This window comes from Tissierella pigra (assembly GCF_009695605.1).
Lineage (GTDB): Bacteria > Bacillota > Clostridia > Tissierellales > Tissierellaceae > Tissierella > Tissierella pigra.
In genome coordinates, this window is record NZ_VUNQ01000021.1 from 13469 (window position 1) to 25890 (window position 12422).

20 protein-coding genes are annotated in these 12422 nt (G+C 33.1%); 14 read left to right on the top strand and 6 right to left on the bottom strand.

Going from position 1 to position 12422, the window contains the following annotated elements; genetic code table 11:
• The 14 genes from FYJ83_RS10650 to FYJ83_RS10715 all read left to right on the top strand — a co-directional run bounded on the left by FYJ83_RS10650 (nucleotide 1) and on the right by FYJ83_RS10715 (nucleotide 8889).
• A complete protein-coding gene (locus tag FYJ83_RS10650; RefSeq protein WP_154440407.1) occupies nucleotides 1-1383 on the top strand; it encodes a helicase-related protein in 1383 nt (460 codons plus the stop codon).
• On the top strand, nucleotides 1384-2277 hold the full coding sequence (locus tag FYJ83_RS10655; protein WP_154440409.1) for a DNA-methyltransferase: 894 nt from the start codon (nucleotides 1384-1386) through the stop codon (nucleotides 2275-2277).
• Nucleotides 2278-2397: 120 nt separating this feature from the next.
• Nucleotides 2398-3246 (top strand): phosphoadenosine phosphosulfate reductase family protein, encoded by an 849-nt coding sequence (locus FYJ83_RS10660; RefSeq protein WP_154440411.1) that lies wholly within the window; start codon nucleotides 2398-2400, stop codon nucleotides 3244-3246.
• A 5-nt stretch (nucleotides 3247-3251) separates the two neighbouring features.
• Nucleotides 3252-4784 (top strand): DNA cytosine methyltransferase, encoded by a 1533-nt coding sequence (locus tag FYJ83_RS10665; protein WP_154440413.1) that lies wholly within the window; start codon nucleotides 3252-3254, stop codon nucleotides 4782-4784.
• A gap of 250 nt (nucleotides 4785-5034) precedes the next feature.
• Nucleotides 5035-5625 (top strand): hypothetical protein, encoded by a 591-nt coding sequence (locus tag FYJ83_RS10670; RefSeq protein ID WP_154440415.1) that lies wholly within the window; start codon nucleotides 5035-5037, stop codon nucleotides 5623-5625.
• Nucleotides 5626-5627: 2 nt separating this feature from the next.
• Complete coding sequence (locus FYJ83_RS10675; RefSeq protein ID WP_154440416.1) at nucleotides 5628-5831, top strand: hypothetical protein; 204 nt, start codon at nucleotides 5628-5630, stop codon at nucleotides 5829-5831.
• Between the two features lie 23 nt (nucleotides 5832-5854).
• On the top strand, nucleotides 5855-6046 hold the full coding sequence (locus tag FYJ83_RS10680) for a hypothetical protein (protein ID WP_154440418.1): 192 nt from the start codon (nucleotides 5855-5857) through the stop codon (nucleotides 6044-6046).
• Between the two features lie 42 nt (nucleotides 6047-6088).
• Nucleotides 6089-6382, top strand: coding sequence for a hypothetical protein (locus FYJ83_RS10685; protein ID WP_154440420.1), 294 nt, complete (start codon nucleotides 6089-6091; stop codon nucleotides 6380-6382).
• Nucleotides 6383-6385: 3 nt separating this feature from the next.
• Nucleotides 6386-6826, top strand: coding sequence for a DUF551 domain-containing protein (locus FYJ83_RS10690; RefSeq protein ID WP_154440422.1), 441 nt, complete (start codon nucleotides 6386-6388; stop codon nucleotides 6824-6826).
• The gene (locus tag FYJ83_RS10695) at nucleotides 6826-7209 is read left to right on the top strand and encodes a hypothetical protein (protein ID WP_154440424.1); all 384 of its coding nucleotides are present in this window, start codon (nucleotides 6826-6828) and stop codon (nucleotides 7207-7209) included. Before FYJ83_RS10690 ends, FYJ83_RS10695 begins: the two co-directional genes overlap by 1 nt.
• 119 nt (nucleotides 7210-7328) lie before the next feature.
• The gene (locus tag FYJ83_RS10700; protein ID WP_154440426.1) at nucleotides 7329-7511 is read left to right on the top strand and encodes a hypothetical protein; all 183 of its coding nucleotides are present in this window, start codon (nucleotides 7329-7331) and stop codon (nucleotides 7509-7511) included.
• 56 nt (nucleotides 7512-7567) lie between these two features.
• Nucleotides 7568-7774: a hypothetical protein gene (locus FYJ83_RS10705; RefSeq protein ID WP_154440428.1), complete on the top strand. Its 207-nt coding sequence runs from the start codon at nucleotides 7568-7570 to the stop codon at nucleotides 7772-7774.
• Between the two features lie 113 nt (nucleotides 7775-7887).
• Nucleotides 7888-8520: a hypothetical protein gene (locus FYJ83_RS10710; RefSeq protein WP_154440430.1), complete on the top strand. Its 633-nt coding sequence runs from the start codon at nucleotides 7888-7890 to the stop codon at nucleotides 8518-8520.
• A gap of 165 nt (nucleotides 8521-8685) precedes the next feature.
• A complete protein-coding gene (locus FYJ83_RS10715) occupies nucleotides 8686-8889 on the top strand; it encodes a hypothetical protein (protein ID WP_154440432.1) in 204 nt (67 codons plus the stop codon).
• A gap of 279 nt (nucleotides 8890-9168) precedes the next feature.
• Here the strand turns inward: FYJ83_RS10715 and FYJ83_RS10720 are convergent, their stop codons facing one another.
• The 6 genes from FYJ83_RS10720 to FYJ83_RS10740 form a co-directional block, all read right to left on the bottom strand.
• The gene (locus FYJ83_RS10720) at nucleotides 9169-9435 is read right to left on the bottom strand and encodes a phage holin family protein (RefSeq protein ID WP_154440434.1); all 267 of its coding nucleotides are present in this window, start codon (nucleotides 9433-9435) and stop codon (nucleotides 9169-9171) included.
• 17 nt (nucleotides 9436-9452) lie between these two features.
• On the bottom strand, nucleotides 9453-10142 hold the full coding sequence (locus FYJ83_RS10725) for a peptidoglycan recognition protein family protein (protein WP_195837983.1): 690 nt from the start codon (nucleotides 10140-10142) through the stop codon (nucleotides 9453-9455).
• Nucleotides 10126-10671: a hypothetical protein gene (locus FYJ83_RS10730; RefSeq protein ID WP_154440438.1), complete on the bottom strand. Its 546-nt coding sequence runs from the start codon at nucleotides 10669-10671 to the stop codon at nucleotides 10126-10128. Before FYJ83_RS10730 ends, FYJ83_RS10725 begins: the two co-directional genes overlap by 17 nt.
• 41 nt (nucleotides 10672-10712) lie before the next feature.
• Nucleotides 10713-10856 carry a hypothetical protein gene (locus FYJ83_RS19680; RefSeq protein ID WP_195837986.1) on the bottom strand — a complete coding sequence of 48 codons (144 nt, stop codon included), beginning with the start codon at nucleotides 10854-10856 and terminating at the stop codon, nucleotides 10713-10715.
• A 41-nt stretch (nucleotides 10857-10897) separates the two neighbouring features.
• Nucleotides 10898-11269, bottom strand: coding sequence for a bZIP transcription factor (locus FYJ83_RS10735; RefSeq protein WP_154440440.1), 372 nt, complete (start codon nucleotides 11267-11269; stop codon nucleotides 10898-10900).
• 137 nt (nucleotides 11270-11406) lie between these two features.
• Nucleotides 11407-12420 carry a hypothetical protein gene (locus FYJ83_RS10740; protein WP_154440442.1) on the bottom strand — a complete coding sequence of 338 codons (1014 nt, stop codon included), beginning with the start codon at nucleotides 12418-12420 and terminating at the stop codon, nucleotides 11407-11409.
• Between the last annotated feature and the right edge of the window lie 2 nt (nucleotides 12421-12422).

Below are 12422 nucleotides of genomic sequence, written 5' to 3' on the forward strand. Positions count from 1 at the left end.
ATGGATTATATAGAATTTTTGAATGAAAAAAGAATTACCGCTAAAAGCAGTGGGTTTGAAGTAAATAGAGATAGATTGAATCCTCTACTATTCGATTATCAGAAAGATATAGTTAAGTGGGCATTGAAGAAAGGGAAGGCTGCAATATGGAGTGGAACAGGCACAGGGAAAACCAATATGGAACTAGAATTTGCCAAACAAGTACACATAGAAACAGGTGGAAACACATTAATAGTAGCACCATTGGCAGTAGCCCACCAAACTGTAGTAGAGGGTAGAAAATTTAATTATCAAGTAAATATATGCAGAAAGCAAGAAGATGTTAAAACAGGCATAAACATAACCAACTATGAGATGATAGAACATTTTGACCCAAGTAAATTCCAAGCAATAATACTAGATGAATCTTCAATACTAAAATCCTTTACAGGGAAATATAGAACATTATTGATAGAAATGTTCAAAGATACACCTTATAAATTATCAGCAAGTGCAACACCAAGCCCTAATGATTATATGGAAATAGGCAATCATGCAGAGTTCACAGGAATAATGACAAGGACAGAAATGCTGTCAACCTTCTTTGTGCATGATGCAGGAGATACAGGCAAATGGAGATTAAAAGGTCATGCACAAGATAAATTTTGGGAATGGATAGCAACATGGGCAGTAGTGTTACAAAAGCCATCAGACTTAGGATATTCAGATGAAGGATTCATATTACCAGAACTAAGAATACATGAAATTATAGTGGAAAGTCCTAAAGACCCGTTTGTATTAATTCCTAAAATAGCACAAACATTACAAGAAAGAAGGCAAGCAAGAAGGGATAGTCTAGAAACAAGAGTAGCAAAAGTAGCCGAGATAGTAAACTCAACAGATGAACAATTTGTAGTATGGTGTGATTTAAATGATGAAAGTAAGGCATTGAAAAATGCAATAGACAAGTCAGTAGAAGTGAGAGGTTCAGATAAACCAGAACATAAAATAGATACAGCAATGGATTTTGTAGATGGGAAAGTTGAAAACTTAGTTTCCAAGCCCTCGATATTTGGTTTTGGGATGAATTGGCAACATTGCAACAAGATGGTATTCACAGGGTTATCCGACAGTTATGAGCAATACTATCAAGCTATAAGAAGAATATACAGATACGGCCAAAAAAGAGAAGTTGACATCTACATTGTAACAAGTGAAGCAGAAGGAGCAGTAAAAGACAATATAGAAAGAAAAGAAAAAGATGCAGAAAATATGATAAATGAAATGGTAAAACATACTCAAAAAATATTAACAGAAGAAATCCACGGAACAACAAAAGAAACAATAGGATATTATCCAACAGAAAAAATGAAATTACCAGAATGGCTAAAGGGGGTAGCATAAATGGAAAATACAAAAGTAATAAATCAAGAAATAGGAGAAAATTGGGCTATGTACCATGGGGATAATGTTCAAGTAATGAAAGGCATCCCAGACAATTCAATAGGTCTAGTAGTTACAAGTCCACCATTTCTAAGCCTATACACATATTCAAATAGTGTATTAGATATGGGAAATTCAAAAACAGATGAACAGTTTTACGAACATTATAAATTCCTTATCAAAGAATTATATAGGACATTAATGCCAGGCAGATTAATTTGTATTCATTGTGTAGATGTACCAATGATGAAGGAAAGAGACGGGGTCATAGGTCTAAAAGATTTCCCAGGAGAGAATATTAGATTATTTCAAGATGAAGGTTTCATATATCATTCAAGAGTTACTATTAGAAAATCACCAGTAGTAGAAATGGTTAGAACCAATGCACTAGGACTATTGCATAAGCAATTAAGAAAAGATAGTGCAATGAGCAGAATGGGACTTCCTGATTACATTATAGTAATGAGAAAACCAGGAGAGAATCCAGAACCAATAGAACACACACATGAAGATTATTCAGTAGATAAATGGCAGAAGGTAGCAGAACCAGTATGGATGGAGATAAACCAATCCCATACACTCAATGCAGTAGCAGCAAGAGATGAAAAAGACGAAAGACATATAGTACCATTGCAGTTAGATACCATTGAAAACTGTATAGAACTATATAGCAATCCTGGAGATGTAGTATTTGACCCATTTGGTGGAATAGCAAGTACGCTTTATCAAGCAATAAAAATGGGAAGAAAGGGACTAGGTGTTGAGCTAAAAGACAGTTACTACGACCAAGCAGTTAAAAACTGTAAATTAGCAGAATTAGAAAACAACCAAGTATCCCTATTCGACCCACTCTAGAGAATATGTGCAAGGGGAAGTCACTAAAGTTTGGCGACCGAGGCGACTTCTCCACAAGCACACACAGTTTGAGTATAACATGATGGAATACAAAAAGATATATGGAAAGGATGACTCAATATGGCACTAATCGAAAATACAATGTTTGGCATAATAGATAAAGTTGCCATTGCTATAGATAGATTAAAAGCATTTGAACCAGAGGAAGGATATTACCTAGCATTTAGTGGTGGGAAGGATAGTCAAGTAATATATCATTTAGCAAAAGAAGCAGGAGTTAAATTTGATGCACACTATAACGTAACTGGAATAGATCATCCTGAACTAGTTTATTTTATGAGAAAAAATTATCCTGATGTCATTCGAGATATGTATGAAAAATCAATGTTTCGACTTATCGAAGAAAAAGGATTACCTACAAGATTAAAAAGATTTTGTTGTGAGGTCTTAAAAGAACATGGAGGGGAAGGCAGGATTTGTGTAACTGGGGTACGTTGGGCTGAAAGCACTAAAAGAAAATCAAGACGACCTTTTGAAATAGTAACAGCTAAAAAAGAGGATAAGAAGCTCTTTGATGATAATGACGAAGATAGAAGATTGTTTGAAAACTGTATGCAGAAAGGAAAAAGAGTTGTAAATCCAATAGTTGACTGGTCGGATGAAGATGTTTGGGAGTATCTGAAAAGCAGGAATATAGAGTATTGTGAACTTTATGACCAAGGATACAAGAGACTAGGTTGTATCGGTTGCCCTATGAGTTCAAGGAAAATTCAAGAGTTAGAACAGTATCCTAAATTTGCAGAAAACTATAAAAGAGCAATAGCAAGATTTTTACCTAAATACTTGAAACGCAGAGAAGAAAAAGGAGAAGAACCTTTCAGAGACACAGTAGACGGTTGGTACGACTGGTGGATAGAAGATGAAGATGTAGATTATAGTGATAGTTTTTTAGATGACGATTGGAGTTGATAAACTTGAAAGAGTTAATAGTAGATAATTTCGCAGGTGGAGGGGGAGCAAGTACAGGTATAGAGATGGCAATAGGTCGTAGTGTAGATATAGCAATAAATCATGACGAAGTAGCTATTAAGATGCACAAGACCAATCACCCTACCACTAAGCATTATATAGAAGATGTATGGGAAGTAGACCCCCTAGAAGCTACACAAGGACAACCAGTAGGTTTGGCGTGGTTTAGTCCAGATTGCAAACATTTTAGCAAGGCAAAAGGTGGAAAGCCTGTAGATAAGAATGTTAGAGGGCTTGCGTGGGTGGTAGTAAAATGGGCACTAGAAACTAGACCAAGGGCTATAATGCTGGAAAATGTAGAAGAATTCCAGACTTGGGGACCATTAAAGATGAATAATGAAGGTAAACTTTATCCAGACATAAGTAAAAAGGGGGTTACATTCAGAGGTTTTATAGGAATTCTTACTAAAGGAGTAAAGAATGATGATGTACTTAGGGAGTGTTGTGAATTTCTAAAAATTGACCTGAATAGTGAACAGGCAGATGCCTTGAGAAAAGGACTAGGATATAAGTTGGAATATCGGGAACTTAGAGCCTGTGATTATGGAGCACCAACTACTAGAAAAAGATTCTTTATGATTGCTAGATGTGATGGAAAGAAAATAGTATGGCCTGAACCAACTCACGGCGACCCAGAGCAGATTGAAGCTAGAATGGGAATGTTAAAACCTTGGAGAACAGCAGCAGAATGTATAGATTGGAGTATTCAATGTCCCAGTATCTTTACCAGGAAAAAACCATTAGCAGAAAATACTCTTAAAAGAATAGCAAGAGGATTTCAAAAGTTTGTAATCGATAATCCTTCACCATTTATCGTAAGAATAGGCCAGATTGGATTTGCAGGAGATGGACTTCAATATGAATTAGATGGTCCATTAACAACTATTACAACTAAGGCAGAGCATTGTTTAGTTACTCCATATCTAGCAACCTATTATACAGAAACTACAGATAGTGAAGTGAGAGGACAGAAACTAGATGAACCTATAGCTACAATACCTACAGCTAATAGATTTGGACTTGTTACTGCATTTATTGCTAAACATTACGGTGGTGGATATAAGGGAGCAGGTTCTGGATTAGATGAACCACTTCACACAGTAACTACAACAGACCATAACGCACTGGTGAAAGCATTTTTAATAAAATATTATGGAACTGAAATAGGACAATCCTTAAATAGTCCATTACACACAATAACAACTAAGGATAAATTTGGACTTGTAACTATCAAGGGAGAAGATTATCGAATAGTAGATATAGGAATGAGAATGTTACAACCACATGAGTTATTTAAGGCTCAAGGATTTCCAGATGATTACATCATAGACCATGACTACACAGGAAAGAGTTATCCAAAAACACAGCAAGTAGCAAGATGTGGTAATGCAGTACCTCCTCCATTTGCAGAAAACTTGGTTAGAGCTAATTTACCAGAATTATGTATAAATAATGAACCTTTAGAAGAAATAAGTTAAGAAGAAAATTTTATCGATAAACACTGGGAGTAATTAAATAACAAAAAAACCGCAAGATGCGGTTTTATAAAAACATACAAAGTATGTAATTTGCTGGTGGGATTTGAACCCACAACCTTCCCCTTAGCAGGGGGATGCTCTGTCCAGTTGAGCTACAGATGCATATTGAATGCTATGTGTATAATATTATCAGATTAATATAATTTGTCAATAGCTTGTATTTGTATTTATAGAAAGGAGGATAAAATCAATGGACAAACCAACTAATAACAAGCCAATAGACTTTCAAATAATGAGAATAAATAGAAATGCACAGAAAATATGTAAGTGCAAACCACCCCAATATGAAATAGATACAACTAATAAATTAGTTCAATGCACTAAATGTAATGCTTATATTCATCCATTCGATGCCTTAGTAGGGTTATCTGAAAATATAGAATGGTATAACGAGGAAAAAATTAGGCTCAATAAGGAACGGAATAAAGCAATAGAAATGAAGGAGGAATATGTAAAAGAAATAAACCAACTTCATACCAAGAGGTTCAGGATGAATCAATTTAGGACTTTACAGAATGAGTATATAAAGGGATTAATGCCACATTGTCCTCATTGCAGTAAGCCATTTGACCCAACAGAAATAGATAGATATACAAATAAAGATTACTGTGATTATAAAAAGAAAAAATCAAGGGAAGAAAAGATTTCATATATTCATGGTTATAAGAATCCATCTTTAGAGGAGTTCGACAAGATATGGGGAGAGTTGGAAACTTACACAGATGAAGAGTTGGACAAGGAAATAGAGAAAATAAAGAAATGGATAGAAGGTGAAGAGTGATAATGAAAGAGAAAATATTCAATACCTTAGAAGGATTATCAATTTTACTGGATATAATAGCAGGTTTTATTTTCAATATCACGCTTCCTTTACTTGCAATAGCTACTATGGGATTATTGACCGTTATAAGTTTCAAGTTTAATACAATGTTGGGAGTAGTTGTGTTGATTATATCCCTGTCATATCTGAGAGTGTTTACAAGATAAAGTCAAGAAAAGGAGCTGAGGTAATGATTAAGGAATTAAACATTGGAATAAGAAAATCAAGCAGTACTGGAATATTTCATGACTCAAGGGAAGATGTTAGAAGGTTAGGAAAAGCGTTAAATATAGCAATAGATAAAATTAATGAACTTGTGGAAATTGTTAATGAGCAAGAAACGGAAATTAGAGAACTAAAGAAAAAGCAGAGCAGTTGCTAGGGAATACCCAATATAAGAAAGATATTTGTTAGGGGGGATTTTATGAGTGCTATATGTATGGAATTTACAAAGACTTATTCAGGTATAAACTTAGATTTTCAAAGGAAAGATGCTAAAGGTTATGACTATACCATGCTCTTAATATATCTAAATGAATTAAAGAAGGGTTATAAGGTTAAAAGAATTAATAAAACTACTAAAAAGGGAACCTCGGTTGTGTATAGTTTAATAAAAAGTAAAGAAGAATTAGCAGAATATGAAAATCTTATAAAATGCAAAGTTCAGGAATTTAATAAGAAGTGGAATTGTGATTTAGAGGTAATGAAGGAGGAATGATTAATGGATTATCAAGATGGAATAAATCAACTATTAGATTTACGGGAGAGATGCAAAGGGCAGATAAAGATAGAACATGCTCCTAATGACCCTTGGGCAGAAGATGTAAAGGCTTTAGATATAGCAATACAAGCATTAGAAAAGCAATTAAACGATAAATGGATTCCAGTAAGCGAAAGATTGCCAGAAGTTAGGCAATATGAAGATGGGGAGCCTATTGAATTTATTGCAATGATTAAGGATGCAGTAGTACCCACTGCTCTTAGTATTGATGACAATGGGAGTTGGTTTGATATGCAAAGATCTATATCAGATGATTATAATGTCATAGCTTGGAAACCACTGCCAGAGCCATATCTTGAATGGGAGAAGGAAGAAGAATTCCAGATGGTACCTGAAGAAGATAAATATCCATATGATCCATACTATGGGGGGAATGATTAATGCCAATCGATAAATTAGATGTAGAAAATATATACATGATTGACCCAAATACAGGGGAAAGAACAGAGTTAAAAGGTGTAGCTGATATAACTGTTGCCACAGAAGATATAAGTGCTTATGAGCCAATAGTACCTTATGCAGGAGATACAAGTTTTGCAATGGATGTGACAGTATCAGATGAATTTAAAGAAAAGTTCTTCCCTAAAAAGCTAACTGTAAAAGGTAGCATAGAGGAAATAGTAAGAGAAGTATTTTTAAATATGCCACTAGGCCATGAAGTGGTAGACTTAGAATTTAAACAAAATAGGATCCATAATAAGAAAAGAATTAATAAAAAATGGGGAAAGAGACACGGATATACTTGTACAGTAATTTATATATAATTGTATCAATAATTTGAAGATGGGAGAAATATTGGACTATTTAGGGGTAGACTACAAACCAATTGGTACTGTGGTAGAAGATATGAACGGTCAATTAAGAATAATATAGGAGGATTGAAATGGGAATTGATATGACTGGTTATAAAATGATTTATAAAGATACAGTTTATAATTGCTTGAGTATAGCGATATTTTGGAAAGAAAATAAAATAACCGAACTAGATGCATTTTACCTAAACGAAGAAAATAGAGTTGCTACATTAAGAGATGATGTTAATGAGTTTCAGTTTATACACAAATAATGTGGAAATTAATATGAATATAATGTTTATTATGTGTCGTAGATAGGAGGATTAAAATGGCTAAATTTGAATGGATAGAATTTGAGGTCACCGAAGACATTTATTGGGATGATTGGGGTAGATTCGTCAAGGTTTTTTCTAAAGGTCAAATCTGCAAAGGGAAACTCTATGATGATGGGGTAATAGTTGCTGAAAGTCCATATTATGAAGGCATATCTGATTCGGTGGATTTAAGTAGAATTAAAATATTGCATGATAATTAGCTGAACATAACAAGTATTAGGTTCACCTAGAATTAATGGGTGGGCCTTTTTCTTATTATATATTATGGACAAGTATGGTATAATGGCATTGAAACAAAAGGAGTGAAAAATAAATGTATATTGAATTGAATGAAGATTTTTTATTAAATGAAGATAAAATTTTGCTTAATAATTATAGAAAATTTAGAGATTACAATGTAATACGGTTAGATTTAGCTGAGGCATATTTTCTAATAAACTCTGTTGTAGAGTTTAATAATAAGATTCCAAATTTAGAAGAAGATTCAAATAAGCAACATTTTATAAAAGAAGCTAAGCTATCAAAGTCACATCTTCATTATGCGATTATACTATATACTAAATGGTTTACCGCAACGAAAAATAAACCCACACTAAAGCCTGCCAAATTTTTCAGAGGAATCAATGAACAGTATTTAGAAACACATAATTATATTATTGAATTAAGGAATACATATATCGTACACAATGAAAAGGAATTGCTGGGACTATATAGTGTGAATATTCATATTGACAGTTCAAATGAAATAACATTAAGCTGTGGAGGTTTAGAACAGCTTACTATTATGGATCCAATTTTAAAAGAATTTAAGGAATGTATCAAAATTGTCCATAACTATATTGTAGCGAATGAGATTCCTAAATATGAAAATCATTTAAAAAAAGAACTTATAGAAAAAAAGATAATTGAAAAATTAGTTAATGACAACATGAGCAATTTATTATAAATAAAATATTTTTAAACAATAAAGTATAATAAATATTGCATAATAGAAGGGAGTGTCCCTTCTTTTTCTATGCCCATAAGAATATTGTCGAAACTTGCGATAAATAAATAGAGGATTTTGAGGATTTGTGTAGAAGTATATAAAGTAAGAAAGGAGAGATAATCTATGGGAACAGCTAGAAATTATAATGAACTTCAAAAATTACTTGCAGAACAATTCGCTAAAAAAATTGAGAAGAAATTCAAAGACGGAGAGGTAAAGAGATATTGTTCGGTTTGTGAATGCGAACAAGTATTAAAACTAGATGGTACCAAGCCAAAATGTACAGTATGTGATAAGGAATTTGAATTGGATATCGAGTACAAATAATTTATGATTAAATTTGAACTAGGTTAAAGAAGGATTTCCAAAACATTTGTAGAATATATCTCTTAGAGGTGATTCCATGAAAGAAAAAATAAATTGGAGAAATGTATCAATAATTTTATTAGTGGGTGTGATAGGATTAGCCCTAGGAGTAGTTATGACATTTAGGTCAGCAATAAAGTATTTATTGTAATAAAAAATAAGGTCAACATAATAGCCAGTTTTATACTGGTTTTTTTCTTTACCTATAATTGTTGCTATGAATAAATAAAAGGCTAGGGATTACTCCCTAGCCTTAATTCCTTCAATAGCATTAGTGGTTCCTGAGTAGAGACCTACAGCAGATAATCCAATAAAAAGTCCTGCAATAATCCCATCTTTGACATTGAATCCAGTAAATATAATACCTAGCAAGATGCCTAAGACAAGACTAGCTATAGGTATGAATTTAGGATTGAATAGATCGGATTTTTTAATAACTTCTAAAACACCTATTAAAATAGGAATTAGTATTAAAGTTAAATATTCATTATTTATTATATCTATCATTTTAAAATCCACCTTTCTTATTTAGAAATTCTGTCAATTATTGACCAGAATAACCAACCTGGTATATTCTCGCTAAGTTTCGTTTTCCAATCTTCAGGACTATTTACAATTGGATTACCATCATTATCTTTTTTCTTATTAAGTGAATCCAAAGCTTTTTCACCTTGAACCTTTTGCCAATTCTCTAATTTAGCCATATTATTCACCTTCCCTAAATTTTTAGCTTCATGAATTAATTTAGATTTGTCAAGTGATGTACCAGGACAGGTTTTAGTAACTCCTGGACCTTCTCTATGAAATTTAATAGATTGTTCTCCATATTTATCTATGAAGTATTTTATAAGCAATAATATTTCTTCTTTCTGTTTACCATCTAATTTGTCATTGCCTGTATCAAAATTGCCTATCATTTCTACAGCTAAGGCTCCAGTATTCCAATTTTTAATAGAAGCAGGGGCAATATTGAAAGGTCTACCAGTTACCCATTTACCATCAGGGAATAGGGTTAGGTGTTGTCCAATATCCTGCCAACCATTACTATTTACGTGATAATTGTACATTCCTTGTTGCATAGTTATGTGATTATTACCTCTAAAATCCTTATGTTCAGGCTTCCAAGTATGATGTATATGGAGTTGTTTAAATTTATATCTATCTAATTCTTTTTTTAGTTGATTAAAATCTAATATTCTAAATTCTTTCTTCATAATCATTCACCTCTTTTTTAGAAGTTTTTTCCTCATAAGGCTCCATAAGTTCTTTATTTTTCTTTTTACTAAATAAAAGAAGCCAGTCTAAATCAGCACCAGCTTCAATTAAATTCTCTATATTAGATTGAAATTCTCTCATAAACATTACAGAATAAACAAAGGATGCGATAAATATTCCCATTTGCTCTAGGTAGACAACTCTATAAGAAAGACCAGTAAGAACAGCTACAGTTAAGTATGACACGATTTTCACTTCGGTGCCTTTCCATAGAGTTTTACTAAATATTTTCTTTAATTTAACAGCATTTTTATATCCATCATATTGCTTACATAGTGAATACATCTTAGTTAAAACATCACAACTAGCTGCAGCTAATACAGCAACAAAGGACATACGATAAAAGGGGACAGGGAATAGGATATAACCTATAGTTCCTAAGACAGCACCCAACATAGGCTTTTTACCTGTAAAGGCTTTGCCAAGATATTCGAACACATCTTTTAAAATATTTAAATTTTCATCCATCTGACACCTCCGACAAAAGAAGAGTATGAAAGACCCCTCTTTTAATTCGTATCATTTACCACCTCTATAACTACTTCTCTTAAATTAAATAATGCTGGCACGTCTTCTAACTCGTAGTTGCTATTAGGGTTCAAAACTAAACTTACCCATACCTTGACTAATCCACTGTTTCTAGTTAATATCACTATCATTCACCACCTTTCAAACATAAAAATAACACCTGTAATTATGGTGTTTGCATTGTTGCAATCATAGCTGTTAATTCTGCTATGGATTGAACTAAAGTTTCATTTGTAGCATTTACATTTTGTAAAGTAGATTCTAAGCTATTTACTTGACTTGATAGTTGTTGATTTTCTTCTTCTAATTGTTCCACTTTGTCCTGTAAGATAGTATCTGTACTAGGCTCATAGGTTTCCCCAGACCAAGCCCTTAAATCAGTATCCCACTTCCTCCACAATACACTCTCATTGTAATCTGGAAGATATACCAAATTAGAAGGTTTTTCATCCTCTCTGAATTTTTTAGTTAAACTTTCGAAGCCATAACAGACATCGTTTTCATTAATTTTTGCGTAATAATGTAATACTTTACTCATTCTCATCTCTCCTTTATATGTTTTAATAAAATCAGAAAATATAGTTACTGAGCTATACAAATAGAAAGGATTGATATTATGAAATTAAATTATTGACCCTTTCCAATATTAATGTTTTTATTCTTAATGTGGAAGTATTAAGAATATGCTATCATAGCTATAACTCTATTCATACCTACTGTAGTCCAACCTTCTCTAGTGAACGTTATAATTATATTATTACCTGAGTGTTCAATTTTAGTTACGTACTCTTTAAGACTAGGGGAGTAATTCTTATTTTCAGAATATAATTGTTTGCCAGTAAAAGGTATAGGGAGTTCTAAACCATAACGAGGGTCACTGCCTTGTGAAGCATTAAATGTCAAAAATATCTTGTTCGCTATATTAGCACTTGCTGGTATTATACGTTGTTTTGTAGTTACACCGGCAGCCCAAAAAAAGCTATCGATAACATCATAAGCCACCAATTGGATGCTTTCACCTTTATATGTCCCAACAATTCCTCCAATATTAACACCATCCCTTACATTTCTCGACGTTAAATTAGTAAATTGTGCCTTAACACTACCACCACTATAATACCCGGGAGATATATTGTACTGACCCCCTTGAGTAGTTATTGTCTGAGCTGGTGCTCCACGATTGGGCATTGTTCCAGTTACTATCCCTTCTTCTGTACCTATTGTCTTTCCAGTTAGTACGTCACTTGCTAGGGCTGTTCCATACTCACCCCCTTCACCCTGTAAGATAAAAGACGTACCATTATATCTAACGGTATAAATACTATTAGCTTTTAGATTGCCACTAGACAATGCATTACCATTGCTTTTTAATACAGTCTTAGCACCTAGTCCATTAACATTTATAGTTACTGCGCCAGAGTTTTGAGTTGTATTTTTAAAAGCTACTGTCATACCTTCTTTATATGAGGTAGGTGCAGGGCTAAGAGTTATCACCTTAGCATTAGTCCCACTAGCAGTACCATATCCTGCATGGAGTATATAATCTTTTTCATGAGTATCAATATTATCTTCAATTGTCTTTATATCGTTGGGAGTATATTTATTACTCCCATCAGAATTAGCAATATACCCAGCTCCCATTCCTTCCCATTCTTTTTTAGATTCATTATAATCTTTTAAAAGAGCCATTT